Source organism: Pseudomonas sp. NPDC079086 (assembly GCF_044542155.1).
Classification (GTDB): domain Bacteria; phylum Pseudomonadota; class Gammaproteobacteria; order Pseudomonadales; family Pseudomonadaceae; genus Aquipseudomonas.
This window is the reverse complement of record NZ_JBITTY010000002.1, coordinates 830,084-855,113: the sequence shown is the minus strand read 5'-3', so window position 1 is coordinate 855,113 and position 25,030 is coordinate 830,084. Positions and strand designations below refer to the sequence as shown.

Below are 25,030 nucleotides of genomic sequence, written 5' to 3'. Positions count from 1 at the left end.
CACAACCCCGTGGAGTTGATGGCATGGCCGACGTAAACAAGGTAGTCCTGGCATATTCCGGTGGCCTGGACACTTCCGTGATCCTCAAGTGGCTGCAAGATACCTATAACTGCGAAGTGGTGACCTTCACCGCAGACCTCGGCCAGGGTGAGGAAGTCGAGCCGGCCCGCGCCAAGGCACAGGCCATGGGCGTCAAGGAAATCTACATCGATGATCTGCGCGAAGAATTCGTCCGCGACTTCGTCTACCCGATGTTCCGTGCCAACACCGTCTACGAAGGCGAATACCTGCTGGGCACCTCGATTGCCCGTCCGCTGATCGCCAAGCGCCTGATCGAAATTGCCAACGAGACCGGCGCCGACGCCATCTCCCACGGCGCTACCGGTAAGGGTAACGATCAAGTGCGTTTCGAGCTGGGTGCCTACGCACTCAAGCCCGGCGTGAAAGTGATTGCCCCGTGGCGCGAATGGGACCTGCTGTCGCGCGAGAAGCTGATGGACTATGCCGAAAAACACGCTATCCCGATCGAGCGTCACGGCAAGAAGAAGTCGCCGTATTCCATGGATGCCAACCTGCTGCACATCTCCTATGAAGGCGGCGTGCTGGAAGACACCTGGACCGAGCACGAAGAGGACATGTGGAAATGGACTGTCTCCCCGGAGGCAGCGCCAGATGCACCGACCTATATCGAGCTGACCTACCGCAAGGGCGACATTGTTGCCATCGACGGCAAGGACATGAGCCCGGCCACCGTACTGGCTGAGCTGAACCGCATCGGCGGCGAGAACGGCATTGGCCGTCTGGATATCGTCGAGAACCGCTTCGTCGGCATGAAGTCCCGTGGCTGCTACGAGACCCCCGGCGGCACCATCATGCTCAAGGGCCATCGCGCCATCGAGTCGATCACCCTGGACCGCGAAGTTGCTCACCTGAAAGACGAGTTGATGCCGAAGTACGCCAGCCTGATTTACAACGGTTTCTGGTGGAGCCCTGAGCGTCTGATGCTGCAACAGATGATCGACGCCTCCCAGGCCAACGTGAACGGCGTGGTACGGATGAAACTGTACAAGGGCAACGTGATCATCACCGGTCGTAAGTCTGATGACTCGCTGTTCGACGCCAATATCGCCACCTTCGAAGAAGATGGCGGCGCCTACAACCAGGCCGATGCTGGCGGTTTCATCAAGCTCAACGCCCTGCGTATGCGCATCGCGGCGGGCAAAGGGCGCAAGATGCTCTGATAGACTTGAGCACCTGAGCCACACCAAGCCCCGGCCATAAGCCGGGGTTTGCATTTATAAGCCCACAAAGCCGGGCATGATGAGGAGACACCTGATGAGACTGCTGCATACCATGCTGCGCGTCGGCGATATGGATAAATCCATCGCGTTTTACACCGAAGTACTGGGCATGACCCTGCTACGCCGCAAGGACTACCCAGAAGGGCAGTTCACCCTGGCATTCGTCGGTTACGGCGATGAGGCGCACAACAGCGTGATCGAACTGACCCACAACTGGGGCGTCGAGAGCTATGAACTGGGCACGGGCTATGGCCATATCGCCTTGGAAGTAGCGGATGTATACAAAGCCTGTGAGGATATTCGTGCCCGCGGCGGCAAAATCACCCGTGAGCCGGGCCCGATGAAGCACGGCACCAGTATTTTGGCGTTTGTCGAAGATCCAGACGGCTACAAAATCGAGTTGTTATCGCCATCGCGTGCTGACTGATAGCTGCTATCTTTGTAAGTAATGGCTTACAAAGCGAATGGCCAATCTACTTGGCTAGACGAGGTGTTCCATGACCAGCGGAAACCATGCGAAGCGGCTGATTCGGGCCGTGCAGGAGTTGTCCATGGCAAGGGATCTGGATGCTGTTGCCGAGGTGGTGCGCCACGCAGCGCGTGAACTGGTGGGAGCCGATGGCGCCACCTTTGTCTTGCGTGACGGCGAGCAGTGTTTTTACCGTGATGAAGATGCCATCTGTCCGTTATGGAAAGGGCAGCGTTTTCCCCTACAAGCCTGCATCAGCGGTTGGGCCATGCTCAACCGCCAGGCCACGGCGATCGAAGACATCTATCAAGATGATCGAATCCCCCACGCCGCCTATCGACCCACCTTCGTCAAAAGCCTGGTCATGGTGCCGATTCGCACCCTGGAACCCATCGGTGCGATTGGTACTTACTGGGCCAGCCAGTACCGTGCCACGAGGGGCCAGATTGAAATGTTGCAAGCTCTAGCCGACGCAACCTCGGTGGCCTTGGAGAATGTGCAGGTGTATGCCGAACTGGAGCGGCGGGTTGAGGAGCGTACGGCGCAATTGGCGCAGGCCAACCAGCTGCTGCAAGATGAAGTGGCCGAGCGTCTGCGCGCCGAACTGCTGGTGCGGCAAATGTCGCTGACCGATGAACTGACCGGCTTATACAACCGTCGTGGTTTCCTGCTGCTGGCTGAGCGCGAACTGCAAGTCGCACGCAGGCGGCGCGGGCGAAGCCTGCTGCTGTATGTCGACCTGGACTACCTGAAGCTGGCCAAAGACCGCTTTGGTCATGCTGCCGGTGATGGCATGCTGGTGGACGCAGCCGATCTGCTCAGATCGCTGTTTCGCACCACCGATGTAGTGGCGCGCATTGGCGGTGACGAATTTGTGGTGCTGGCCAGTCATTACAGCACCAGTGAGGAGGTGCTGACCCGGCTGGATAAGGCGCAGCAGTCTTTTCAGCAGCGCACAGGGCGGCCCTTGTCGCTAAGTGTCGGCGCAGCGGAGTCGTCATTGCAGCCTGATCAGAGCCTTGAGCAGTTGCTGACTCAAGCTGACGCTGCGATGTATGCCAACAAGTGTTCACGCCGTCGCTTACAGGCTGTTGGCTGAGCAACAAAAAAGCCCCGCAGCGTAGCGGGGCTTTTTGTTTATGGCGGGCTTAGAGGTCGAAGTCGTATTCGGCCAATTGCTTGTGCAGGCGGCGCTCTTCGAGGAAGTTATCGATGATGCGGCGCTTGGTCAGGTTGGTCTTGGCCACCTCTACCGGTGCTTCGGCGTCATCCGCTTCTTCAGCAACAAAATCTTCGTCGAGCTCAAGTTCTTCTTTGTCAGTGCTCATAAGTTCTGCTCCAGGCTACAAGGGCCATTTGCGCACCTTATAGCGGCAAAACCTGGGCGGGTAAAAAAGATTTTTTCAATCAGCTGATTGAGTGGCTGAATAGCGGCTCAATCGTCCGAGGTTTTTTGTTTGTATTCACACAGGTCTTCGATGCGGCAGCTGCCGCAGCGTGGCTTGCGCGCCTGGCACACGTAGCGGCCATGCAGGATCAGCCAGTGGTGTGAATCAAGCAGGAATTGTTTCGGCACAAACTTCATCAGTTTGTTTTCCACTTCCACGACATTCTTGCCGGGAGCGATGCCGGTGCGGTTGCTGACGCGGAAAATATGCGTGTCCACTGCCATTGCCAGTTGCCGAAACGCTGTGTTGAGCACCACGTTGGCGGTTTTGCGGCCTACGCCCGGCAAGGCTTCAAGCTCTTCGCGGGTTTCTGGCACTTGGCTGTTGTGGCGTTCGATCAGCAGGCGGCAGGTTTCTATGACGTTCTTGGCTTTGCTGTTGTAAAGGCCAATGGTCTTGATGTATTCGCTCAAACCTTCGACGCCCAAGGCGTAGATGGCTTCCGGGGTGTTGGCTACCGGGTAGAGTTTGGCGGTGGCCTTGTTGACGCTGACGTCAGTGGCTTGGGCCGAGAGCGTGACGGCAATCAGCAGCTCGAATGGAGTGCTGTAGGCCAGCTCGGTCTTCGGTTCCGGGTTGTCTTCGTGCAGCCGGCGGAAGATCTCGTAGCGCTTGGCGGCGTTCACTCGATCACTCCGGTCACCCGCACACGGCGGCTTTGTGCAGGCACTTCGACCTGTTGCGCCTTGGCCCGTTCGGCCAGCACTTCGTCTACACGGTTTTTGCAGGCAATCAGCAGACCTAGGACGATAAAGGCACCGGGCGGCAAGATGGCCAGGAGGAAGCCTTTGTAATCGTGGATCAGGGTGAGTTGCCAGCTAGCCGCGCTGGGGCCAAACAGCAGGTGCATATTGGCAAACACTGCGCCGGTGCCAAGCAGCTCGCGCAGGGCGCCGATCATCACCAGTACCACGCCGAAGCCCAGCCCCATCATCAGGCCGTCGTAGGCGGCGCGGGAGGGGTCGTGCTTGGCAGCAAAACCGTCAGCCCGACCGAGAATTACGCAATTGGTGGTGATAAGCGGGATAAAGATGCCGAGTATCTGGTACAGCTCATAGGTAAAGGCCTGCATCAGCAGTTCGATGCAGGTGGTCAGCGCGGCAATGATCATCACAAAGGCCGGCAGGCGCACGGCGGTGTTGACCACGCCGCGTACCAATGAAACCGCTGTACCGGAACAAATCAGCACCACGGCGCTGGCCAGTGACAAACCAAGAGCATTGACCGCCGAGTTGCTTACGCCCAGCAGCGGGCAGAGGCCGAGCAGTTGCACCAGGGCCGGGTTGTTTTTCCACAGGCCGTTAAGCGTGATTTCGCGGTAGCTGGGACTAGCCATTGGACTTCACCTGGGCTGCTGCGAACAGCTGTTCTTGATTGGCATCGAAATACTGCAAAGCCTTGTGCACAGCCTTGACCACCGCGCGCGGGGTGATGGTGGCGCCGGCAAACTGATCAAATTCGCCACGATCTTTCTTCACTGCCCAGCCATCTTCGCTGGGGTTGCTCAGCGACTTGCCGTCGAAGTTGCGAATCCAGGCACTCTTGGCCAGCTCGATCTTGTCGCCCAGGCCTGGGGTTTCCCGATGACCGAGGACGCGCACACCGGCCAGGCGACCATCAGCCTGGATACCGATCAGCAAATGGATCGCACCGCTGTATCCGTCTGGCGCGGTGGCACGCAGGATCACGGCGCTGGGTTTACCGTCTTTCAGGGCGATATAGGCGGTCTGTGGCGATTTGCTGCCGAGCAGCGGGTCGTGCAGCTGGAGGCTGTTGTCGAGCAGGTGGTTGTCGTAGCTGCTCTGCGGCAGGATCTCGCTCAGAGCGCGTACTTGGGCTTCGCGCTCGGCATTGGCTATGCGCCCGGCAGTGGCTTGGTGCAGTGCGGCAACCAGGCCTACGGTGGCGATGGCGAACAGCCCAAGTACCAGGCTGTTTTTCAGCATCGAGCGGCTAATTTCAGGCAGGGCCACGGTCACTCTCCCAACTTGAAGCCGCGAGTCGGCTTGCGGTGGCCGTAGGTGCGCGGCCGCGTGTAATAGTCGATGGTGGGCGCGGCCAGGTTCATCAGCAGTACGGCGAACGCGACGCCGTCCGGGTAGCCGCCCCAGGCGCGAATCACATAGACCAACACTCCAACGCCTATGCCGAAAATCAGTCGACCGAGGTTGCTGGTTGCGCCGCTGACCGGGTCGGTGACGATAAAGAAGGCACCCAGCATGGTCGCGCCGGTGAGCAGATGAAACAGCGGCGAACCGTGAGAGTCCGAGCCCGAACCGTTCCAGAACAGCAGGCTCATCACGCCCAGAGCAGCGAGCATGCCGACGGGGGCGTGCCAGGTGAACAGGCGCTTGTGCAGCAGGTACAGGCCGCCCGCAAGGAAGGCCAGGTTGACTGCTTCTGTGGCGGCGCCGCCGAGGTAGCCGAACGCCGGGTTTTGCACCCACAGCTCGTCGATGGTCAGGCTTTTATTGACCTTGAGCGCATCCAGCGCAGTGGCCTGGGCCCAGCCGTCGGGCAGATTGGCGATGCCAAAAATCTGTTGCAGGCCCTCAAGCAGGCCGACTGTATGCGGCGCTGGCCAGCTGGTCATCTCCACCGGGAAGGAAATCAGGACTACCACATAGCCGAGCATGGCCGGATTGAAGGGGTTCTGTCCGAGGCCGCCATACAGCTGTTTGCCGAACAGCACGGCAAAGCCGGTGGCAACCAGGGTTAGCCACCAAGGTGAGTACGGCGGCAGCGCTAGGGCCAACAGCACGGCGGTGACCAGTACGCTGTAGTCCTTGAGAAAGAACAGTACCGGGCGCTTGCGCAGAGCCAGGATGGCTGCTTCAAAACCCAGGGCGCAGGCGCTGGCCCACAGCAGGTTGATCAGGGTGCCAGCGCCGAAAAGCCAGGTCAGGGCGAGAATGCCCGGCACCGTAGCCAGCAGCACCTGCAGCATCACTTGCTGGGTACGATTGCTGCCCTTGGCGTGGGGCGATGTGATGCGGGGCAGGGCCATTGGCGCTCCGGTCGTTGGGTTGGCTACGCAGGGCTGTTATCAGCTGCCTGCGTGTTCCTGTAGTTGGCGTTCGGCGTCTGCCAGGCGTTGACGCGCAACGGCCAGAGCGTCGGCAGCACTGCTGTCATCACGTTCCAGCTTGCGCAGATCAGCGCGAGCAAAGGCCACTTCGGTCTTTAGCGCGCGGGTGGCTTCGTCGATCGGTTTCTTGTCCGTGCGTACCAGCTCTGGTGCGGGTTTACCGGATGCGTCCTCGGCCTGGTGCAGCGCCTGCTCGGCGGCTGCCAATGCCTCGCGCAGGCTGCTAAGCGCGGTTTCATCGCTGCCGGCCTTCTCGGCCTTTTTCAGTTCGGCGCGCTTCATCGCCAGTTCGATCTTGGCTTTCTTCAGTGCGCCATCGTCGGCTGCCGGTTTAGCGGCGGGGGCTGGTGCTTGAGCGTTCAGGCTGGCCAGCAGTTTCTCGGCCGTTTCCAGCTGGCTGCGTAGTTGTAGCAATTCGCTTTGCTGCTCGCTGCTTGGCGCTTCGAGTTTTTCCAGCTTGCGTACCTGAGCGCGCAGCATGGCGGCGTCGATTTTGGCTTTTTTTAGTGCACCATCGTCGGCAGCGGGTTTGGTTGCGGGTGAAGGAGCTTGGGCTTCCAGACCGGCCAGCAGTTTTTCGGCGGCGTCCAGCTGGCTGCGCAGTTGCTGCAGTTCACTTTGCTGCTCGCTGTTTGGCGCTTCGAATTTTTCCAGCTTGCGCACCTGAGCGCGCAGCATGGCGGCGTCGATTTTGGCTTTTTTCAGTGCACCATCGTCGGCAGCGGATTTGGCAGCGGGGGCCGGAGCTTGGGCTTCCAGGCTGGGCAGCAGTTTTTCAGCCGCCTCCAGCTGGCTGCGCAGTTGCTGCAGTTCATTGTGCTGCTCTTCGCTGGGTGTTTCGAGTTTCTCCAGCTTGCGCACTTGGGCGCGGAGCATGGCGGCGTCGATCTTGGCTTTTTTCAATGCGCCATCGTCGGCAACTGGGGCAGCAGCCGGTGCCGGTGGGTTGGCGGCCATGGCCGTGTCGAGGGCCTGCTGGGCGATGGCTGCAGCGCTGCGCAGTTCGTCGACCTGGGCCTGTAGTTCGGGGCTGGCATGGGCGGCCAGCTGCTTCTCAGCTTTTTTCAGCGCCACCTGAGCCATGCTGGCTTCTATTTTGAGCTTCTTCTGTTCATCGCTCAGCCCAGCAGGCTTGCTGGCTGGTGCATCGCTGCCGCTAGCTGGAGTGGCTTGGGCTTGGGCTTGGGCGGCCTTGGCTTGTGCTGCTTTGGCGGCGCGGGCCTGGCGGTCGGCTTCCTTTTGCTCTTCGGCGCGGCGCAGGCGTTCCTGGCGCAGCTCGAAGCGCTGCTTGGATTGTTCGGCCTTCAGCTGCTTCTGCTCCAGGTCGCGAATCTCACCCTTGGCTGCGCGGTAGTACTGCACTAACGGAATGCTCGACGGGCAGACATAAGCGCAGGCTCCGCATTCGATGCAGTCGAAGAGGTTGTGCGCCTTGAGCTGTTCATGCTCCTGGCCGATGGCGAAGAAGTGCAGTTGCTGCGGCAGCAGGCTGGCCGGGCAGGCTTCGGCGCATTCGCCGCAGCGGATGCAGGGCATGGCCGGCGCTGGCGGTGGCAGCTCGGCGGTGGTCGAGGCCAGCAGGCAGTTGGTGGTCTTGATCACGGGCACGGCGAAGTCGGGCAGGGTAAAGCCCATCATCGGGCCACCCATGATCAGCCGGTTCAGTTTGTTGCGGTCGAGGCCGGCAAACTCCAGCAGTTCACCTACCGGTGTGCCGAGCAGCACCTCGATGTTCATCGGCTGGCTCAAGGCTTCACCGGTGAGGGTGGTGATGCGCGAGATCAACGGTTTGCCGTGGATCACCGCGTCATGGATGGCCACGCATGTGCCGACGTTCTGGCAGAGCATGCCAATATCAGCCGGCAGGCCGCCACTGGGCACTTCTACGCCGGTGAGGATTTGGATCAGCTGCTTTTCACCGCCAGATGGGTATTTGGTCGGGAACACTTTCAACTGATAGCTGCGCTCGGCTAGCGCCTCGCGTACGGCGGCGATGGCTTCGGGCTTGTTGTCTTCGATGCCGATCAGCACCTGATCTGGATGGATCAGCTGCACCAGAATGTCGATCCCGGAGACCAACTCGTTGGCGCGCTCGCGCATCTGCATGTCATCAGCGGTGATGTAGGGCTCGCACTCGGTACCGTTGATGATCAGCGTGTGGATTTTCTGCGTGGGCCGCGCATTGAGTTTGACCGCCGTGGGGAAGCCCGCACCACCGAGGCCGCTGATCCCTGCCTGGCGAATCAGCTCAATCAGGGCGCTGTGTTCCAGATGGCGATAGTCAGTCTGTGGGGTTAGCTCGATCCATTCATCCAGCCCGTCACTGTCGAGAACAATGGCCGGGGCGAGCATGCCGGAGACATGCGGGTAGGGCTGCGGACCGATAAAACTAACGGTGCCGGAGGTTGGTGCATGCACCGGGACGCTGACAAAACCATTGGCGGCGGCGATCAGCTGGCCTTTCAGCACGCGTTCACCGACGCCGACAACCGGTTCGGCTGGTGCGCCGATATGCTGGTTAAGCGGCAGTGTCAGGCGCTTGGGCAGCGGAGCCGACTGGATCGGCGTGCGGTTGGACAGCTCCTTGCACTCGGCCGGGTGAATGCCGCCGGGAATGTCCCAGATCAATGCTTCAGCTTTGTGCAGTGCGCTCATGCCGCTTGCTCCCGGTCACTGGCAATCAGTTGGCCGGGGGGCAGGGGTTTTTCCCATTTCCAGCTTTGTACGGTACTGCCCACTTCGATCATGTCGATGCAGTCCACTGGGCAGGGCTCGACGCACAGATCACAGCCCGTGCATTCGCTGACGATCACCGTATGCATCTGCTTGGCCGCGCCGACGATGGCGTCCACTGGACAGGCCTGGATGCATTTGGTGCAGCCGATGCACTCGGTTTCGCGGATGTAGGCGACCATCTGCGGCTTTTCGCCTTCCACGGCGTCCAGCGGCTCGGCTTCAACGTCGAGCAGATCCGCCAGTGCTTGGATGGTCGCTTCACCGCCGGGTGGACATTTGTTGATCTTGTCGCCGCCGGCAATTGCCTCTGCGTAGGGCTTACAGCCCGGATAGCCGCACTGGCCGCACTGGGTTTGTGGCAGCAGGGCGTTGATCTGCTCGGCAATCGGGTTGCCTTCGACCTTAAAACGTACAGCCGCGAAACCGAGGATGGCGCCGGCCACCAGGCACAGTGCGAGCAAGGCAAGTACTGCAATCAGCACCAGGCTCATAGCTTGATTAGCCCGGTAAAGCCCATAAACGCCAGAGACATCAGCCCAGCGGTGATCATGCCGATGGCCGCGCCCTGGAAGGATTTGGGTACGTCGGCAATGGCAATACGCTCACGCATGGCGGCGAACAACACCAGCACCAGCGAGAAGCCCAGTCCGGCGGCAAAGCCGTTGGCGGTGGCGGTGATAAAGGTGAATTCGGCCTTGTTGGCGTTGAGCAGGGCCACGCCGAGGACGATGCAGTTGGTGGTGATCAGCGGCAGGAAGATCCCCAGCACGCGGTACAGCAGTGGACTGGTCTTGTTCACCACCATCTCGGTGAACTGCACCACCACTGCAATCACCAGGATAAAACTGATGGTGCGCAGGTATTCGATATCCAGCGGTTTGAGCACGTACTGCTGCACCAGATAGCTGCACATGGCGGCTAGGGTCAGCACGAAGGTGGTGGCCAGGGACAGGCCGATGGCGGTCTCGATTTTCTTCGAGACGCCCATGAACGGGCACAGGCCGAGGAACTGGACCAACACAAAGTTGTTGACCAGGATGGCGCTGACCATGATCAAGGCAAGTTCGGTCATTGCGGGTTCCATTGATGGACGGGCAAAGGCCGCAGGAAAGGGGTGGCTATTATCGGTAAGCCGACCCAGCCATACAAGCTGGATCAGCGTTCCTGACGTGTCGCTATAAGGCTAGCGCAGCCTGGCCGAAGTGACTGCGCTATCTGGTTTGCAGGCTTACTTGACCCGCTGACCCGGCTTGGCACCGCTGTCCGGGCTGAGCAGGTAGATTTCTTCACCGCCAGGGCCCGCAGCCAGCACCATGCCTTCGCTGACGCCGAACTTCATCTTGCGTGCGGCTAGGTTGGCAACGTAGAGAGTCAGGCGGCCTTCCAGTTTGCTTGGGTCCGGGTAGGCGCTCTTGATGCCGCTGAACACGTTGCGCTTGGCGTCGCCGATATCCAGGGTCAGGCGCAGCAGCTTGTCGGCGCCCTCAACGAATTCGCACTTCTCGATCAGGGCAATACGCAGGTCGACGGCGGCGAAGGCATCAAAGGCGATCTCGGCAGCCAGTGGGTCTTTCGTCAACTCGCCGTTACCGGCGGCTGCCGGAGCGGCTTCGCTGGCTGCCAGGTCTTCTTTGGAGGCTTCGATCATGGCATCGACTTTCGCCGGTTCGATACGGGTTAGCAGGGCGCTGAACGGGTTGAGTTGATGATCGGCCAGCAAATAGCGGTGGTCGTCCCAGGTCAGTGGCGCGACATTGAGGAAGGCTTCGGCGTCTTTGGCCAGTTGCGGCAGCACCGGCTTTAAGAAAATCACCAACTGGCGGAACAGGTTCACGCCCAGGGCGCAGATGGCCTGCACCTCGGCTTCCTTACCTTCCTGCTTATTCAGCGCCCAAGGGGCTTTGTCGGCAATCCAGGCATTGGCGCGGTCGGCCAGGGCCATGATTTCGCGCATGGCACGGGCGAAATCACGTGCTTCATAGGCTTCAGCAATAGAAGGCGTGGCCGCCGTAAAGGCATCGGTCAGCTCGGGGGCAATGTTGCCCGCCAAGAGCAGGCCATTGTTGCCTTTGTGGATAAAGCCTGCACAGCGGCTGGCAATGTTGACCACTTTGCCAACCAGATCGGAATTGACCTTCTGGATAAAGTCTTCGAGATTGAGGTCGAGGTCATCCACGCCACGGCCCAGCTTGGCTGCGTAGTAGTAGCGCAGGTACTCGGGGTTCAGGTGGTCCAGGTAGGTGCGCGCCTTGATAAAGGTGCCGCGCGACTTGGACATCTTCTGCCCGTTGACGGTCAGGTAGCCGTGTACGGCGACTGCGGTTGGTTTGCGGTAGCCGGCACCTTCGAGCATGGCTGGCCAGAACAGGGTGTGGAAATTGACGATGTCCTTGCCGATAAAGTGATACAGCTCGGCGCTGGAGTTCTTGCCCCAGAATTCGTCGAAGTCTAATTCTGGGCTGCGTGCGCAGAGGTTTTTAAAGCTGGCCATGTAGCCGATAGGTGCATCCAGCCAGACGTAGAAATACTTGCCTGGCTCGTCGGGAATCTCAAAGCCGAAGTAGGGCGCATCGCGGGAAATGTCCCACTCTTGCAGGCCGGAATCCAGCCACTCGGCGATCTTGTTGGCGACCGCATCCTGCAATGTGCCACTGCGGGTCCAGCTTTTCAGCATGGCCTCGAAGTCTGGCAGCTTGAAGAAGAAGTGCTTGGAGTCGCGCAGTACCGGCACCGCGCCGGAGATGGCCGAACGCGGGTTCTTCAGCTCGGTCGGCTCGTAGGTTGCACCGCATTTCTCACAGTTGTCGCCGTACTGATCTTCGGTCGCGCATTTCGGGCAGGTGCCCTTGATGAAACGGTCGGCGAGGAACATGCCCTTTTCAGGGTCGAAGTACTGCGTGACCGAGCGCGTGGCGATATGCCCGGCATCACGTAGCTTCAGGTAGATGGCCGCCGACAGTTCGCGGTTCTCGTCCGAATGGGTCGAGTGATAGTTATCAAAGTTGACCCCGAAATCGGCAAAGTCGGCGGTGTGTTCAGCCTGCACATTGGCGATCAGTTGTTCCGGGGTGATGCCTTCCTTCTCGGCACGCAGCATGATCGCCGAGCCATGCGCATCGTCGGCGCAGACGTAGATGGCCTGGTTGCCACGCAACTTCTGAAAGCGCACCCACATGTCGGTCTGGATGTACTCGAGCATATGGCCGAGGTGGATCGAACCGTTGGCGTAGGGCAGGGCGCTGGTAACGAGAATTTTGCGGGCTTGGCTCATGGGGATCGGCTGCACTGGTAACTCAGGGAAGCCGGCAACTATATAGGGGCGGTGGATATTTTTCATCCTTGCGCGGCTAATGCCGTGCGCTAAGGCGCTGCGGATTGAGCCTGGCCGGCTCGATCACGTGCGGGTGCGCACCTATGCCGGCTGCCTGGGGTAATATGCCCGCCTGCTTTACTCAGCCTTTCGGAGCCGTCCATGAGTGTCGTTACCCGCGCAGCGGTCGAAGCCGCTTTGTCCCAATACACCGACCCGCATTTGAATCAGGACCCGGTTAGTGCCGGTTGCTTGCGTGAGGTGGATATTCAGGGTGGCCAGGTCAAGGTGCGCCTACAGTTGGGCTACGCCGCTGGGCTGTTCAAGAGCGGCTGGGCGCAGATGCTGCAGATGGCCCTGGAAAACCTCGACGGCGTTGAGCGGGCCCAGTTGCAGGTCGACTGCGTGATCGAAGCGCACAAGGCGCAGGACCAAGTGCCGGCGCTGGCCAATGTGAAGAACGTGATTGCAGTGGCCTCCGGTAAGGGCGGCGTGGGCAAGTCCACTACCGCGGCCAACTTGGCGCTGGCGCTGGCCCGCGAAGGGGCCAAGGTCGGCATTCTCGATGCGGATATCTACGGCCCCAGTCAGGGCATCATGTTCGGTATTCCAGAAGGCACCCGGCCACAGGTTAAGGATCAGAAGTGGTTTGTACCGATTAAAGCCCATGGCGTGGAAGTGATGTCCATGGCCTTTCTCACCGATGAAAACACCCCGGTGGTCTGGCGTGGGCCGATGGTTTCTGGCGCGCTGCTGCAATTGATCACTCAGACCGCCTGGGATGACCTGGATTACCTAGTGGTCGATATGCCACCAGGCACTGGTGATATTCAGCTGACCTTGGCGCAGAAAGTGCCGGTGGCCGGTGCGGTGATCGTCACCACGCCGCAGGATTTGGCCCTGCTGGATGCCAAGAAAGGCGTGGAGATGTTCCGCAAGGTCAATATTCCGGTGCTGGGCGTGGTGGAAAACATGGCGGTGCATATCTGCTCGAATTGTGGCCACGCTGAACATCTGTTTGGTGAAGGCGGCGGCGAGAAACTGGCGGCGCAGTTTGGCGTTGATTTGCTGGCATCCTTGCCGCTGTCGATGGCCATCCGCATGCAGTCTGATGGCGGCAAGCCGACCACCGTGGCCGATCCGGAAAGCCAGATTGCGATGATCTACCAGGAAACCGCGCGTAACGTCGGTGCACGTATCGCTCAAGGTGGTGCGCAGCAGGCGATGCCGAGCATTGTGATCAGTGAAGATTGATCTGGCAGTGGCGTACGCAAGTGCGCCATATCTTGCGCGTAGCTAAATAAGCGCCCACAAAAAAGCCCCGCACTAGGCGGGGCTTTTTATCAAGCGGGTTAGATCAGGTTATACAACCTGAACTTCCTCAGCTTGCATGCCTTTCTGACCGCGGGTAGCGACGAAAGTCACTGCCTGGCCTTCTTTCAGGCTCTTGAAGCCATCGCTCTGGATAGCTTTGAAGTGTACGAAGAGGTCGTCACCGGACTGTGGGGTGATGAAGCCGTAGCCTTTTTCATCGTTGAACCACTTGACGGTGCCATTCTGACGATTCGACATGTTATGTCTCCTAACAAATTTATTAACAGCCCTGGAAAAGCCCAGGCCGGGACTGAGTGCAACGAGTACTAGGAGTCGGACGATGTTTGGATCGAAATCTAGGCATCAAGTAGCGATTCGCGGTGACACATGCAGCACAGTGGGACCACCATACCCGCTTTTAGCGCTAAGCGCGAATGCTCTGTGCATCTTTATGTTATTTAGCGACAGACAGACGGTTTACCGTTTTGCGCGCCGCAGTGGCTCAAGAGCCTTTGAACCCTGCCGCCGGCCCCGGTAAGATGCGTGCACTTTTCACCCTTCGCTATAGCAGGACACCCGCCATGAGCATCAAATCGGATAAGTGGATTCGCCGCATGGCTCAAGAGCACGGCATGATCGAGCCTTTCGTCGAGCGCCAGGTACGTGCCGAGGGCGCACAGCCACTGATTTCCTATGGCGTTTCCAGCTACGGTTACGATGTGCGCTGCGCTGACGAGTTCAAGGTGTTTACCAACATCAACTCGGCGACCGTCGACCCGAAGAACTTCGACGAGAAGAGCTTTGTCGATGTGAAAAGCGATGTGTGCATCATCCCGCCGAACTCCTTCGCCTTGGCGCGCACCGTGGAGTTCTTCCGCATTCCTCGCGACGTGCTGACCATCTGCCTGGGCAAGAGCACCTACGCGCGCTGCGGCATTATCGTCAACGTCACCCCACTGGAACCGGAGTGGGAAGGCCATGTAACCCTGGAATTTTCCAACACCACTACCTTGCCGGCGAAGATCTACGCCAATGAGGGTGTGGCGCAGATGCTGTTTTTGCAGTCCGATGAAGCCTGTGAGGTTTCCTACAAGGACCGCGGCGGCAAATACCAGGGCCAGCTAGGTGTGACGCTGCCTCGAGCATGATCGACCGCTGTATTAAAAAAGCCGGGCAATGCCCGGCTTTTTCATGTGTGTCAGAAACTCAGGGCGCCAGCGGCAGTTCGCGTTTGTGGCGGGTGTTGTCGTAGGTGCGCACTATGGTGGCGTAGGCCTCCTCGCGAACCGGCTGGCCGTGCAGGAATGCATCAATCTCTGCATAGCTGATGCCGTGGGCTTCTTCGTCCGGCTTACCGGGGCGCAGTTCTTCCAGGTCAGCAGTAGGCACCTTGAACACCAGGTTTTCCGGCGCGCCGAGGTGTTTGGCGATGGCCCGCACTTGACCCTTGACCAGGCCGGACAGTGGGGCGAGGTCGCAGGCGCCGTCGCCGAACTTGGTGAAAAAGCCCATGACAGCTTCGGCGGCGTGGTCAGTGCCGATTACCAGGCCGTTGTTGGCGTTGGCGATGGCGAACTGGGCGACCATGCGGATACGCGCCTTGATATTGCCGGTGACGAAGTCGCGACGGGCGTCGCTGAGCTTTTGCAGATGAGTCACCTGCTCGCCTAGCCCCGTAACGCTGCCAGCAATATTCACCGTGTCTTCTTCATCGGCGCGAATAAATTTCAGCGAATCCTGCGCGTCCTGCTCATCGTGCTGCGTGCCGTGTGGCAGGCGTACGGCGATAAAGCGATAGGCCGTATCGCCTGTCTCTGCACGCAACTCTTCCACGGAAAGCTGGGCCAGACGGCCTGCGGTAAGGGAGTCGACGCCGCCACTGATGCCTAACACCAGCACCTTGAGGCCGGAATTGCGCAGGCACTGCTTGATGAAGGCCTTGCGTTTGTCGATTTGTGCCGCCAGTGCGGCGGTATCGGCGAAGGGCGGCACCACATCGAGGGCGGCGGCGATTTCGGCTTGGCGATTGCTCATTTCAAAGTCCTCACGAAGAGCAGAACACATGGCTTATGCGGCCGCGCAGCAGAAGTGCCCGGCGATATCGCATCAAGCGTTAGCAAAGCGCAAAGCTTACGTTGAACAGGCTACAAAGTGCACGCTAGAGCTGCATGCAGATGCTATTTGAAGCTGTTCTGGCTAAATCGCAGGCAAAAGAAAGGGCGCTAAAAAGCGCCCTAAAACGATGATGATCTATGGAGTAAGTCCACTTACTCTGAGCGGCCGCCGCTAAATTGGTTCAGTGGCGGCCGACGAACGGTCGTTCAGTCGTGGCCCCGTTTCAGTTCGCGGGCATCAGCAGTAGGCGTTTGTTGCCATACACCTTGTCGAGGTTTTGCGATTGGAAGGGGAAGCTCATATAGCTGCCCTTGAGCCACGCATCGATGCCGTCGGCGTAGTGTTTGCTGGCGGGGTTGCCGGACTGCCCGGAGCTGTTGAGGCCGATCAGCGGCTCTTCGCGGCCGAAATCGACGATGATGCGCATGGCCGGAATCAGCCAGGTGTCGAAGTTCTCGCCCCAGTTGTAAGCCGCCACGTTTAGCGTGCTGTGATCACCGCCTGCCGGGTAGGGGCCGCGATCCAGATAACCCTTGATGGCGTTAATGCTGGTGCGTTGGCTGGCGCTCATATACTGCGCCAGCTGGGTGGTTTCAGTGGTCCAGTTGTAGGTGTGCAGCTTGCCCCACTGCCAGGCGCTACGCTCGGTGCCCAGTTTGCTTTCCAGTAGCGCGACGGCACCAGCGAGGCTGCGCGCGAGGATGGCCGGTTTGTCTTCACGCTGCGCGGTGCGGGTGTCGTTCCAGAATGGGCTATCTTCACGGCCTAGCAAGTGGTCGGCCTGGGCCGAATAAGAGCTGTTGGCAGTTTCTACAAGAGCCTTCCAGGCGGGCGTGCTGTCTGGGCCGAGTTCGTCGAGAAAGGTTTCCCGTGCGCTCTGGTAGAGAAAGGCACTGTACAGCGCAGCGTCTGCCGAGGTGGCGGCCATTTTGCCGTCAAATTTCATCAGCCGGCTGTGCGCTTCGAGGGCTTTGCTGCGCTCTGCTGCCGGCATAGCGTCGATGGCGGCTTGCAGGCCTTCAGCTATGCCGGGTGCGCTGAACATGTTTTGCAGCTTGGCGACGAAGGGTGAGGTCTGGTCGTACTGCATGGCGATCATGCTTTGGGTGTCATGCCTACCAGTTGCTGCCAGCGCAGCGATGCGTTCGGCGCGCTCGGGGTAGAACCAGGAGTTGGACAGCTGCATGCCATAGCCACGCGGTACGGTGCGATGGTTGGCGGTGCCGAGCCAGCCATCTGGCGGATCCTGATCGTAGGGATGCAGCATTGGGTCAGCAAAACCGTCCCACTCATATTGGCTATCCCACCCAGGGGAGGGCATCAGACCCAGGCCCGCGCGGCGATTGGGGAAGCGTCCGGTGACTTGCCAGCCGATATGCTGGGCATCGGCAAACACGATGTTCAGCGGCATGGCGCGGACTTCGCGAGTGGCTTCAAAGGCCTGCTCGACCGACTGCGCGCGCGACAGGTCGAAGAAGGCATCGAGGGTTTTATCCGCTTCGAACTGGGTGGTCTTTAGGGCCAGACCATAGCCGCTGCTCAGTTGCATGGGTTGCAGCATGTGCTTGCGCTCGCCCAGCACCGAGTTCAGCAGCGGGCCGTGGCGGGTTTCGAAAATGGTTTCGCGGATCGGTCGCTGGCCTTTGATAAAGAAGGTTTCCTGGCGTTCCTGCGCGGGTAGCCATTTGCTGTCGGCCAGGTAGTGCAGGCGGCCGCCTTGACGTTTGACCTGCTCCAAGAACAGGTCCTGGTTATCGCCCATGACCATGGTCATGCCCCAGCCCAACTTGCCGTTGAAACCGGCCACCACGGCCGGTACGCCGGCAATCGATACACCAGCGGCCTGGTATTTGGGTGAGCGGATTTGCACGAAATTCCACACGGACGGCATCGACAGTGGCAGGTGGGTGTCGTTGGCCAGTAGGCTCTTGCCACTGCGCGTGCGCTGCGGGGCAAAGGCCCAGTTGTTTGACGCTGCCACGCCAAGCATATGGGCATCGGCAAACTGGCTAACGGCGGCGCTGATATCACTCAGGCCGGCTAATTGGCCATTGAGATTGAGCCCCTTGAGTTTCGCGGCTTCTTCAACAGGCAAAGGCTCGTCTGGATAGGTTGGTAGTAGCCAGGCCAGTTGCTCGCTGCCGACTTTTTGTGCAAGCACCAGAGAGGCGATTTCTTCCTGCAAATTGACCGCCAGGCCGAAGTTCAGCAGGCAGAACACCAGCACCGAGTCTTCGGCCTTCCAGTACGCCGGGCGATAGCCGGATTCGGCCAGGTCCATTGGCAGTTTGTCGCGGTAGCGGAACAGGTAGGCGTTGACTCCGCGGGCATAAACCTCGAAGAAGCGTTTTATCCGCGGCGAGGCGTTGCTGTAGAGCACCTCTGCGCTTTTCTTCAGGTTGACCGCGCGCATGAAACGGTCCATTTCCAGTACGCCGGGGCCGGCCATTTCGGCCAGGCGGCCCTCGGCCATCAGGCGCAGGCCGACCATCTGGCTGAGGCGGTCGCTGGCATGTACATAGCCCAGGGCGAACAGCGCGTCATGGAAGGTGGTGGTTTCGATCAGCGGCATGCCCAAGGGGTTACGGCGGATCACCACGCTTTGCGCCAGGCCCTTGACCCGGACGATGCCCTGATCGGGGGGCACGCTGTCGCTGTAACGGCTATTCAGAAATGACTGGCAGCCCGTAAGAGCGACGACTGCCGTCAGTGCGGCGGCAAGGCTGAGGTGGGCCATGGGGCGTAACGCGCGCGCTAGCATGCAGCAGGCTCCTTGCGGGTGGAAAACGGTCAATTGGGTGTGCGCTTTCCAGGTGCGTGGGCGCGCAAATGCGGACGTACTACGTTAGCCAGCCACCATGCGCCTGACAAGGCGCATGGTGAGCGAATCAGGCGCTTTGACGCAGGGGTGGCAGGGCTTCATCGAGCAGCCAGCGGGCGGCGGCGCGAGCGGCTGCCTTGTGCTTTAGCTCGAGTTCGCTGAAGTGCTGTTCATGCTGGCGGCGCACGCTTTTCTCCAAGGCCTTCCACTCGGCGTGGGTCGGCACCTGGGCGGTTGCCGCGAACAACAGATGAAAAACCTCACAGCGCTGATCCTGACTAAGACTGCTGTCGTAGTTATCCAGCAGCACCTTGATGCGAATGGCGCCCTCGATCAGCGGCAACTGACCCTCGAGCAAACTGCTGGCGAGGATATGCAGATCGCCACCGAGGCGTTCGCGCTGCATGTTGAGCGCCTCCGCCTGGGCTTTTTCCTTGGCCCAGACGCGTTGCCACAGCTGTAGGGCGTACAGCGCCAGTGCGGCAATCACTAAGGCACTGCCGATCAGTACGAGCAGGGTGAGGTTATTCATCGCAGGCTTATGCGCCGTGGCATTTCTTGAATTTCTTCTCGCTGCCGCATGGGCAGGGGTCGTTGCGGCCAACGTCTTTCAGGGCATTGCGCGCAGGCTCCTGGTGGCCATGATTGCAGTGCGGACCATGTACATGGCCGTGATCATGGTTGTGTGCGTGATCATGGTCGTGAGTGCAGTCAGGGCCGTGGACGTGTTCTTGCTGGGTCATGCGAGTTACTCCGGGATGTAATCGCCGGGAATTATCTCGCCATTACGCGACATGTGCACGCTCTGTCCGAACAGCCAGCCGGTTTTTACTACGCCTTGCAGGCGATAGGGAATGGGCTGGTCAGGTTTATCCAGGGCTTTGACGATCTGTCGTAGGTGGCGCCAGAGGTTAGTGCGCACCGGTATGGAGAAATTATGGTGGCCGCGGGCGGGCACCGTAAATGAAACGTTCGACTCGCCTTCAGCCAGTTTGACCTGGTTCAGATGCACCAAGTAGTCCATCCCGCGCACTGGCAGGCTGAAATTGTTGGGGTTATCGATGCGAAAGCGCAGCGTGAAATGCTGCTCCAGCAGTTTGGCTTTAACGACGTCGACTTTAACGAGGCGTACTTCGGGCGACTTCAGGTCGCCTTGAGAGGAACAACCGCTAAGGCCCGACAGGAGGCCAAAAAACATCAATAGGCTGAGAATTCTTATCGTTTGCGCCTGATAAAACATTGCATACTCCGAATGACGCATCAGTGTAACAAGCAAGTGCTTGGCTGCAACCTGTTGTGACGGTAAAAAAACCTGCGCCATACTGAGCAACGAATAGGACAGGAGTATGACCATGGCTCGCTACGAAATTGCCTTCAGCGCGCAACTGGTTCCGGGTGCGCAGCTGGAGTTGGTAAAAGCCAATCTGGCCAAGTTGTTCCAGGCGGATGAGCAGCGTCTGGCGTTGCTGTTCTCGGGGCGGCGCATTGTGATCAAAAGCAACCTGGATGCAGCCGGGGCGGAAAAATACCGCTCGACCCTGGCGCGTGCCGGTGCTGTGGCCGAAGTGGCCTGCCTGGACGATGAGATCGAAGAAATAGAGTTGGCTGCGCCACCTGCCGTGGCCACAACTCCAGTTGCTGCGCCGGCTGTGGCAACTGTTCAGGCACCTGCCAGCAGCCAATCAGCAGGACGCCTGCAAGTAGCCCCACGCGATGAATACATGGCAGCGTTTGCGGAAGTTGATGCGCCGGATTTTGGTATCGCCCCGCTAGGTGATGATGTTCAGGATGGTAAACCGCAGGTGCAGGCTCCTGCCCTGGATTTGTCGCAGTTCAGCCTGGCGCCTCCTGGCAGCGACATGGGCGAGGCGAAAAAAGCCCCAGCTGGGCCGCCACCGGATATCTCCCATCTGAAATTGCAGGATTAGTTTGCAGCGCAGAGAGCCCCTTGTCGGTGCTCTCTGCGCTCTCAATACGCCTCGCTAGTCAGAAATAGCTGGCACAGCATTTCTTGAATTTCTGTCCGCTGGCACAGGGGCAAGCGTCATTGCGACCAAGCTTCAACTCGACAGTCGGGTCAATGAAATACCATTTGCCGTTATTGCGTACGAAGGCCGAGCGTTCGCGATGGCTGTGCGCGCCGCCTGCATCACGCCAGTGCGCGGTAAAAGTGACATAAGCGTGCTGCGGCTCGCCCTCAATCAGCTGCGCCTGCTCGACCTCAAGCCCAAGCCAGGTGCTGCCCAGGCTCCAGGCGCGGATAGCATCGTGGTCGAGCCCTGCTTGCTGGGCCGGTAATGTGCTGTGCGCGAGGTAATCGATCAGTCCTAGGGCGTAAGCGCTGTAGCGTGAGCGCATCAAGGCTTCGGCGCTGGGGGCTGGAGTGCCTGCGTGATAAAGGCCGCAGCAAAGTGTCAGCAATTGCTCGCTGCCGCAGGGGCAGGGGCAGGTTGTACTGCTCATGGATTTACCACCAATACTTCCCAAAGTTTTCCGGGTTGGCCCAGAACTTGGCGTTCAGCCAGTCAGGTACTTGCTTGTAGTCGAGCAGGTCATAGGTGAACAGGTTGAGTGTCTGTTCGTCGCGCTGAAAGCACTCGCTGGCCTGCAGGGCCAGGGCAAAGAAGTCGGTTTCTTGCCAGTCACAGGCTTGCAGATCGACCAGCACAGCCATACGGCTGGCATTCAGGTTGCGAATACCACCGAGCAGCTCTAGCCCGGTGCGTTTCGGCAGATGCTCAAGGCAGTCGACAATTAATGCCAGATCGAAACGTTGCGCGGCGACCTCATCAGGCAATGCGCCGGCATCTGCGTGAACGAAGTGGCAACTTGGATGGGCCTGGATAAATGCATCAATTGCAGGTGGTTTTCGGCTACCGACTAGCAGCAGGCGTTCTGGCGTGTAGCGTGCCAATAGGGCCGCAAGGGCTTGTTGGGGTGTGCGGGTGGACGGAGTTGCAGGCATAACGGCTCCTCGCTCAAGTGCGCAAAGACTAACGCGCAAGAGCTGTGCGGCCTAGTGCGGATCGTGCTAGTAATGTGTTTGCATATTCTCTGGCATATTTTGTTGCTGACGTCTTTACTTCGTCAGTATCGGTTTTTGCCGATTTACCAATAGGAGACGTATCTATGAGCATCACCAGGAAAGCATTACCCCTGATTGTCGCGAGTACCTTTTTGACCGGTTGTGCCGGGCTGCAGAAAACGGATTGGCCAACCTGTGCCGCGATCGGCGGTGTGGGCGGTGCTGCTCTGGGCGCTATTGAAAGCTCTACCTGGGCTGGTGGCGGTGCAGTAGTTGGCGCTGGCATGGCCGCTGCGTATTGCTGGGTGCATGGCGCCAGCGATGAGCAGGTTGTTATGGTTGAAGAAGTGGTTGAAGAAGTTGTAGTTGCCGAACCAGCTGAAGCCGTACGTGTAGAGCTGGACGTCAAGTTCGACTTCGACAAGTCTCAGGTCAAACCAGAAAGCTATGGCGATATCAAAAATCTGGCTGACTTCCTGACTCAGTACCCACAAACTACCACCGTGGTCGAAGGTCATACCGACTCCGTTGGCAGCGATGCTTACAACCAAACCCTGTCCGAGCGTCGTGCCAATGCGGTACGTGATGTACTGGTCAACCAGTACGGCGTAGGCAGTGACCGCGTTAGTGCTGCAGGCTATGGCGAATCGCGTCCAGTTGCGGACAACGCCAGTGCTGACGGTCGCGCTGTCAACCGCCGCGTAGAAGCAGAAGTAGAAGCTCGTCCTTGATAGTCTGATTCCAGGCTTTCTGAAGAAAACAGGCCAGACCCTTCGGGGTCTGGCTTGTGCAGCTTGAAGGGTAGGTCTTTACTCCTTAGTTACCGGCAGTAGCCGGCATTACAGGAGATTTCTACCATGAGAGTTAGATCCATTCTGGGGGTGGCCCCCATTCTCTTGGTCAGCAGTGTTCTTTCAGGTTGCGTCACAACTTCCAGTACGGGAGATGCGCCGCTCAACCAAGGGAACTGGCCCCTGTGCAGTGCAATTGGCGGTCTGACCGGTGCTGGTCTGGGCGCAATCGAAAGTTCTACGTGGGCAGCAGGTGGAGCCGTGGCCGGTGCGGTCATTGGTACGCTGATTTGTTACGCCCAGGATGGTGATGAAGACGACGACGGCGTGTTTGACCGTCGTGACCGTTGCCCAGGCACCCCTCCTAATACTCCGGTGCATCACAACGGCTGTCCGATCAAGGAATATGCCAGCATGCCTGCTGAAGTTCAGCCTGAGCCCATTGAAATGGTGGATTCGGTTCGGGTGGAGCTGGATGTAAAGTTCGATTTCAACAAATCCGATGTTAAAGCTGACAGCCAGGCTGATATCAAGAGCCTTGCTGACTTTATGAAGCAATACCCGCAAACCACTACGACCGTTGAAGGACATACCGACGCCGTAGGCAGTGATGCCTATAACCAGGGGCTGTCTGAACGGCGTGCCAATGCGGTGCGTGATGTGCTGGTCAATCAGCATGGCATCGATAGCGGCAGGGTCTCCTCTGTTGGATACGGCGAGTCGCGGCCGGTTGCTGATAATGACAGTGACTCTGGGCGGGCCATCAATCGCCGTGTTGAAGCGGAGGTAGAAGCGCGGCCATAGTTGATGTGATGCGCTGGCAGGCCGTTGCGAACCCATCTGCCGGGTTCGCAACGGCCTGCTAGCGAGAGAGCAGTTTCAACCCAGTAAAAGCTGTGAAGGTATTCCACCTCCATGGTTTTTACTGGTCTTCTGGCAGCACACTCCCAAAGCAGATAAGGTGCAGCGAAATAAAAAACTGCCGGGGGCGGATATGAAGACATTTCTGACGTTGGGTAAAGTGCTGACGGCATTGTTCTGGGGCGTTGTATTGGCAAATCTGCTGCAACCCTTTGCACAACCTTTCGCGCTGCTGTTGAACGGCGCTGGGGCTTTTATTCTGCTGATCCATGGGCTTGAACTGTGGTTTTTTGACAAGCGTATTGCCGCTTGCTCCAAACCGACACAAGAGCGTGTACAGGTCATGCTATTCGGGGTTTTTCAGTTGCTCGGCTTGCCGACTGCGCAAGCGACTGTAGCTGCTGAAGCCGAGCCTGAGCAGGCGCTGCCGATGGAGGCCGGAAATGCGTAAGTTGCTCGCCCTTGCGGCGCTGTTCAGTCCACTGGCATTGGCCCAGGCGGTAATTGAAGTCGACTCCCATGTAGTTATGCGTCTGCCGAGCAATACCAGCGTGTTGCTGCTGGACCGTCTGGAAATTGCCGATCACGGCACGTTGTTGATTCCCCCCGGGTTAACAGAAATTCGTGTGGCGCAGCTAACCCTGGGGCGCGACGCACGCCTGGCGATTGCCCCCAGTGATCAGGTGTTGCGTCTCGAAGTGGAAGTCGCAGATATTGCCAGCGGCGCACAGATCAGTGCGCGTGGCGCCCAGGGCCGTGCTGATAAGCCGGCGCTGCCAGGGCGTAACCTGAGCCTACGTATGCAGGCTGTAACCCTGGAAAACCTGGTGCTGGATGCCCGTGGCGGTACCGGTGCCCCCGGTTATGCCGGCCTTGCCGGTGCCGATGGCAAGCCAGGTGGTTGTACCTGGGGTGAAGCCAGTCGCGGCTATGATGGCTTGAATGGTGGCGATGGCCAACCGGGTGCTGCGGGCGCGCAGGTACGCCTGGAAGTTCCGCAGGGTTTCCCGGTTGAGCAGTTGCAGGTGCGTCTCGATGGTGGCAGCGGCGGTCAGCCGGGCGTGCCAGGTGCGGGAGGCCAAGGTGGTGTGAGTAAGGGGTGCTGGCTGTACAGCACCGATGGTGCTCGCGACGGCAAACCTGGGCAAGCTGGGCGGCCCGGTGAGCCAGGCCCGGCTGGCGCTCTGAATGTCGTGCAGTTCTAACCGATCACGTATTTCCAACCGCTGCCCACTGGCAGCGGTTGCTTAAGCGCAGTTAAAACGAGGGGCGGATGCCGGCAATTGCCACAACCAGTAACCCCAGCAGCAGGTTGATGCCGACTAGCCGACGAATACGCCCAAGCACGGCGCCGCCATTCGGCCAATCCTCTGCCGCCAAGACGCGGCGCAGCTCAGGCAGTTGCAGTGCCTGGATGCGTAGAAACAGCGCCAGCATGGCGATATACAGCCCCATCATGATGTGTACATAGCGCGGCGCGGTATCGAATCCGTTAAAGCGCAGGTGCAGCATGCCCACGCCGGTCACCGGCAGTACGATCACTGCAGCCCACACCCAGTAGAAAAACCGCGGGAAGACCTCTAACCAGAGTTTCAGGCGAGACGGGGCTTCCAGTGCGACGACTGCTGCCGGGCGCAGGATCATCCAGGCGAAGAACATGCCGCCCACCCAGATCAGGGCGGCGAGCAGGTGCAGGCTGTAGACGAAGGCGTATGGGGTCATGCAAGCACTCCTGTTAGTTAAGAATCTAT

General features: G+C 59.3%; 27 protein-coding genes and 1 pseudogene. 10 read left to right on the top strand and 18 right to left on the bottom strand.

Annotated features, from left to right (window positions below; translation table 11 throughout):
* Positions 1-23 precede the first annotated feature (23 nt).
* From ACIGEK_RS13705 to ACIGEK_RS13695, 3 genes are all read left to right on the top strand, one after another.
* A complete protein-coding gene (locus ACIGEK_RS13705; RefSeq protein ID WP_304868870.1) occupies positions 24-1,241 on the top strand; it encodes an argininosuccinate synthase in 1,218 nt (405 codons plus the stop codon).
* 94 nt (positions 1,242-1,335) lie between these two features.
* Positions 1,336-1,728, top strand: coding sequence for a lactoylglutathione lyase (gene gloA / locus ACIGEK_RS13700; RefSeq protein ID WP_397493827.1), 393 nt, complete (start codon positions 1,336-1,338; stop codon positions 1,726-1,728).
* 124 nt (positions 1,729-1,852) lie between these two features.
* A complete protein-coding gene (locus tag ACIGEK_RS13695; RefSeq protein WP_397493826.1) occupies positions 1,853-2,869 on the top strand; it encodes a GGDEF domain-containing protein in 1,017 nt (338 codons plus the stop codon).
* 49 nt (positions 2,870-2,918) lie between these two features.
* On the opposite strand, the gene ACIGEK_RS13690 is transcribed toward ACIGEK_RS13695, so the two are convergent.
* From ACIGEK_RS13690 to metG, 9 genes are all read right to left on the bottom strand, one after another.
* Positions 2,919-3,098 (bottom strand): PA3496 family putative envelope integrity protein, encoded by a 180-nt coding sequence (locus tag ACIGEK_RS13690; protein ID WP_090252365.1) that lies wholly within the window; start codon positions 3,096-3,098, stop codon positions 2,919-2,921.
* A gap of 107 nt (positions 3,099-3,205) precedes the next feature.
* Positions 3,206-3,844, bottom strand: a complete 639-nt coding sequence (gene nth / locus ACIGEK_RS13685; RefSeq protein ID WP_397493825.1) for an endonuclease III — start codon at positions 3,842-3,844, stop codon at positions 3,206-3,208.
* Positions 3,841-4,554 (bottom strand): electron transport complex subunit E, encoded by a 714-nt coding sequence (locus tag ACIGEK_RS13680; protein WP_397493824.1) that lies wholly within the window; start codon positions 4,552-4,554, stop codon positions 3,841-3,843. Before ACIGEK_RS13680 ends, nth begins: the two co-directional genes overlap by 4 nt.
* Positions 4,547-5,164, bottom strand: a complete 618-nt coding sequence (gene rsxG / locus ACIGEK_RS13675; protein ID WP_397494020.1) for an electron transport complex subunit RsxG — start codon at positions 5,162-5,164, stop codon at positions 4,547-4,549. The genes ACIGEK_RS13680 and rsxG overlap by 8 nt, the downstream gene beginning before the upstream one ends.
* Before the next feature lie 29 nt (positions 5,165-5,193).
* Positions 5,194-6,225, bottom strand: coding sequence for an RnfABCDGE type electron transport complex subunit D (locus ACIGEK_RS13670; RefSeq protein ID WP_397493823.1), 1,032 nt, complete (start codon positions 6,223-6,225; stop codon positions 5,194-5,196).
* A 39-nt stretch (positions 6,226-6,264) separates the two neighbouring features.
* Positions 6,265-8,961 (bottom strand): electron transport complex subunit RsxC, encoded by a 2,697-nt coding sequence (gene rsxC / locus ACIGEK_RS13665; protein ID WP_397493822.1) that lies wholly within the window; start codon positions 8,959-8,961, stop codon positions 6,265-6,267.
* Complete coding sequence (rsxB, locus tag ACIGEK_RS13660) at positions 8,958-9,533, bottom strand: electron transport complex subunit RsxB (protein WP_397493821.1); 576 nt, start codon at positions 9,531-9,533, stop codon at positions 8,958-8,960. The genes rsxC and rsxB overlap by 4 nt, the downstream gene beginning before the upstream one ends.
* Positions 9,530-10,114, bottom strand: a complete 585-nt coding sequence (gene rsxA, locus ACIGEK_RS13655; protein WP_090252381.1) for an electron transport complex subunit RsxA — start codon at positions 10,112-10,114, stop codon at positions 9,530-9,532. The genes rsxB and rsxA overlap by 4 nt, the downstream gene beginning before the upstream one ends.
* Before the next feature lie 156 nt (positions 10,115-10,270).
* Positions 10,271-12,313: a methionine--tRNA ligase gene (metG, locus tag ACIGEK_RS13650; protein WP_397493820.1), complete on the bottom strand. Its 2,043-nt coding sequence runs from the start codon at positions 12,311-12,313 to the stop codon at positions 10,271-10,273.
* Positions 12,314-12,514: 201 nt separating this feature from the next.
* Here metG and apbC point away from each other — a divergent pair, with 201 nt between their 5' ends.
* A complete protein-coding gene (gene apbC / locus ACIGEK_RS13645) occupies positions 12,515-13,606 on the top strand; it encodes an iron-sulfur cluster carrier protein ApbC (protein WP_397493819.1) in 1,092 nt (363 codons plus the stop codon).
* A 108-nt stretch (positions 13,607-13,714) separates the two neighbouring features.
* Here the strand turns inward: apbC and ACIGEK_RS13640 are convergent, their stop codons facing one another.
* Entirely contained in the window at positions 13,715-13,924 is a 210-nt protein-coding gene (locus ACIGEK_RS13640) for a cold-shock protein (protein ID WP_090242762.1), read from the bottom strand.
* Positions 13,925-14,247: 323 nt separating this feature from the next.
* Here ACIGEK_RS13640 and dcd point away from each other — a divergent pair, with 323 nt between their 5' ends.
* Entirely contained in the window at positions 14,248-14,814 is a 567-nt protein-coding gene (gene dcd, locus ACIGEK_RS13635; protein WP_090384763.1) for a dCTP deaminase, read from the top strand.
* A gap of 58 nt (positions 14,815-14,872) precedes the next feature.
* Here dcd and nadE read toward each other — a convergent pair whose 3' ends face one another.
* The 5 genes from nadE to ACIGEK_RS13610 all read right to left on the bottom strand — a co-directional run bounded on the left by nadE (position 14,873) and on the right by ACIGEK_RS13610 (position 19,842).
* The gene (nadE, locus tag ACIGEK_RS13630) at positions 14,873-15,700 is read right to left on the bottom strand and encodes an ammonia-dependent NAD(+) synthetase (protein ID WP_397493818.1); all 828 of its coding nucleotides are present in this window, start codon (positions 15,698-15,700) and stop codon (positions 14,873-14,875) included.
* A 304-nt stretch (positions 15,701-16,004) separates the two neighbouring features.
* Complete coding sequence (locus tag ACIGEK_RS13625) at positions 16,005-18,518, bottom strand: penicillin acylase family protein (protein ID WP_397494019.1); 2,514 nt, start codon at positions 18,516-18,518, stop codon at positions 16,005-16,007.
* 151 nt (positions 18,519-18,669) lie between these two features.
* Positions 18,670-19,134, bottom strand: a complete 465-nt coding sequence (locus ACIGEK_RS13620) for a DUF2489 domain-containing protein (RefSeq protein ID WP_397493817.1) — start codon at positions 19,132-19,134, stop codon at positions 18,670-18,672.
* A gap of 7 nt (positions 19,135-19,141) precedes the next feature.
* Positions 19,142-19,345, bottom strand: coding sequence for an SEC-C metal-binding domain-containing protein (locus ACIGEK_RS13615; RefSeq protein ID WP_397493816.1), 204 nt, complete (start codon positions 19,343-19,345; stop codon positions 19,142-19,144).
* Positions 19,346-19,350: 5 nt separating this feature from the next.
* Positions 19,351-19,842, bottom strand: coding sequence for an LEA type 2 family protein (locus ACIGEK_RS13610; RefSeq protein ID WP_397494018.1), 492 nt, complete (start codon positions 19,840-19,842; stop codon positions 19,351-19,353).
* 112 nt (positions 19,843-19,954) lie between these two features.
* On the opposite strand from ACIGEK_RS13610, the gene ACIGEK_RS13605 reads away from it, so the two are divergent.
* Positions 19,955-20,530 carry a hypothetical protein gene (locus ACIGEK_RS13605; RefSeq protein WP_397493815.1) on the top strand — a complete coding sequence of 192 codons (576 nt, stop codon included), beginning with the start codon at positions 19,955-19,957 and terminating at the stop codon, positions 20,528-20,530.
* A 58-nt stretch (positions 20,531-20,588) separates the two neighbouring features.
* Here the strand turns inward: ACIGEK_RS13605 and ACIGEK_RS13600 are convergent, their stop codons facing one another.
* Positions 20,589-21,065: a YchJ family protein gene (locus tag ACIGEK_RS13600; protein ID WP_397493814.1), complete on the bottom strand. Its 477-nt coding sequence runs from the start codon at positions 21,063-21,065 to the stop codon at positions 20,589-20,591.
* Positions 21,066-21,069: 4 nt separating this feature from the next.
* Positions 21,070-21,567 (bottom strand): DUF6231 family protein, encoded by a 498-nt coding sequence (locus tag ACIGEK_RS13595; RefSeq protein WP_397493813.1) that lies wholly within the window; start codon positions 21,565-21,567, stop codon positions 21,070-21,072.
* A 437-nt stretch (positions 21,568-22,004) separates the two neighbouring features.
* On the opposite strand from ACIGEK_RS13595, the pseudogene ACIGEK_RS13590 reads away from it, so the two are divergent.
* The 4 genes and pseudogenes from ACIGEK_RS13590 to ACIGEK_RS13575 form a co-directional block, all read left to right on the top strand.
* Positions 22,005-22,358, top strand: a pseudogene (locus ACIGEK_RS13590) (OmpA family protein); the annotation flags it as partial.
* Between the two features lie 126 nt (positions 22,359-22,484).
* Positions 22,485-23,222, top strand: a complete 738-nt coding sequence (locus tag ACIGEK_RS13585) for an OmpA family protein (RefSeq protein ID WP_397493812.1) — start codon at positions 22,485-22,487, stop codon at positions 23,220-23,222.
* Positions 23,223-23,379: 157 nt separating this feature from the next.
* Positions 23,380-23,730: a DUF1145 domain-containing protein gene (locus tag ACIGEK_RS13580; protein ID WP_397493811.1), complete on the top strand. Its 351-nt coding sequence runs from the start codon at positions 23,380-23,382 to the stop codon at positions 23,728-23,730.
* Complete coding sequence (locus ACIGEK_RS13575) at positions 23,723-24,484, top strand: collagen-like protein (protein ID WP_397493810.1); 762 nt, start codon at positions 23,723-23,725, stop codon at positions 24,482-24,484. Before ACIGEK_RS13580 ends, ACIGEK_RS13575 begins: the two co-directional genes overlap by 8 nt.
* Before the next feature lie 52 nt (positions 24,485-24,536).
* Here ACIGEK_RS13575 and ACIGEK_RS13570 read toward each other — a convergent pair whose 3' ends face one another.
* Entirely contained in the window at positions 24,537-25,001 is a 465-nt protein-coding gene (locus ACIGEK_RS13570; RefSeq protein WP_397493809.1) for a CopD family protein, read from the bottom strand.
* Between the last annotated feature and the right edge of the window lie 29 nt (positions 25,002-25,030).

Coding starts and splice junctions, on each gene's coding strand:
- ACIGEK_RS13585 (WP_397493812.1), top strand. CDS start 22,485: ATGAGAGTTAGATCCATTCTGGGGGTGGCCCCCATTCTCTTGGTCAGC.
- gloA (WP_397493827.1), top strand. CDS start 1,336: ATGAGACTGCTGCATACCATGCTGCGCGTCGGCGATATGGATAAATCC.
- ACIGEK_RS13670 (WP_397493823.1), bottom strand. CDS start 6,225: ATGGCCCTGCCCCGCATCACATCGCCCCACGCCAAGGGCAGCAATCGT.
- ACIGEK_RS13605 (WP_397493815.1), top strand. CDS start 19,955: ATGGCTCGCTACGAAATTGCCTTCAGCGCGCAACTGGTTCCGGGTGCG.
- ACIGEK_RS13620 (WP_397493817.1), bottom strand. CDS start 19,134: ATGAATAACCTCACCCTGCTCGTACTGATCGGCAGTGCCTTAGTGATT.
- ACIGEK_RS13595 (WP_397493813.1), bottom strand. CDS start 21,567: ATGCCTGCAACTCCGTCCACCCGCACACCCCAACAAGCCCTTGCGGCC.
- rsxA (WP_090252381.1), bottom strand. CDS start 10,114: ATGACCGAACTTGCCTTGATCATGGTCAGCGCCATCCTGGTCAACAAC.
- ACIGEK_RS13570 (WP_397493809.1), bottom strand. CDS start 25,001: ATGACCCCATACGCCTTCGTCTACAGCCTGCACCTGCTCGCCGCCCTG.
- ACIGEK_RS13615 (WP_397493816.1), bottom strand. CDS start 19,345: ATGACCCAGCAAGAACACGTCCACGGCCCTGACTGCACTCACGACCAT.
- ACIGEK_RS13575 (WP_397493810.1), top strand. CDS start 23,723: ATGCGTAAGTTGCTCGCCCTTGCGGCGCTGTTCAGTCCACTGGCATTG.
- ACIGEK_RS13690 (WP_090252365.1), bottom strand. CDS start 3,098: ATGAGCACTGACAAAGAAGAACTTGAGCTCGACGAAGATTTTGTTGCT.
- dcd (WP_090384763.1), top strand. CDS start 14,248: ATGAGCATCAAATCGGATAAGTGGATTCGCCGCATGGCTCAAGAGCAC.
- ACIGEK_RS13640 (WP_090242762.1), bottom strand. CDS start 13,924: ATGTCGAATCGTCAGAATGGCACCGTCAAGTGGTTCAACGATGAAAAA.
- metG (WP_397493820.1), bottom strand. CDS start 12,313: ATGAGCCAAGCCCGCAAAATTCTCGTTACCAGCGCCCTGCCCTACGCC.
- nadE (WP_397493818.1), bottom strand. CDS start 15,700: ATGAGCAATCGCCAAGCCGAAATCGCCGCCGCCCTCGATGTGGTGCCG.
- rsxB (WP_397493821.1), bottom strand. CDS start 9,533: ATGAGCCTGGTGCTGATTGCAGTACTTGCCTTGCTCGCACTGTGCCTG.
- ACIGEK_RS13705 (WP_304868870.1), top strand. CDS start 24: ATGGCCGACGTAAACAAGGTAGTCCTGGCATATTCCGGTGGCCTGGAC.
- ACIGEK_RS13680 (WP_397493824.1), bottom strand. CDS start 4,554: ATGGCTAGTCCCAGCTACCGCGAAATCACGCTTAACGGCCTGTGGAAA.
- ACIGEK_RS13610 (WP_397494018.1), bottom strand. CDS start 19,842: ATGTTTTATCAGGCGCAAACGATAAGAATTCTCAGCCTATTGATGTTT.
- rsxC (WP_397493822.1), bottom strand. CDS start 8,961: ATGAGCGCACTGCACAAAGCTGAAGCATTGATCTGGGACATTCCCGGC.
- ACIGEK_RS13625 (WP_397494019.1), bottom strand. CDS start 18,518: ATGGCCCACCTCAGCCTTGCCGCCGCACTGACGGCAGTCGTCGCTCTT.
- ACIGEK_RS13695 (WP_397493826.1), top strand. CDS start 1,853: ATGGCAAGGGATCTGGATGCTGTTGCCGAGGTGGTGCGCCACGCAGCG.
- apbC (WP_397493819.1), top strand. CDS start 12,515: ATGAGTGTCGTTACCCGCGCAGCGGTCGAAGCCGCTTTGTCCCAATAC.
- rsxG (WP_397494020.1), bottom strand. CDS start 5,164: ATGCTGAAAAACAGCCTGGTACTTGGGCTGTTCGCCATCGCCACCGTA.
- ACIGEK_RS13600 (WP_397493814.1), bottom strand. CDS start 21,065: ATGAGCAGTACAACCTGCCCCTGCCCCTGCGGCAGCGAGCAATTGCTG.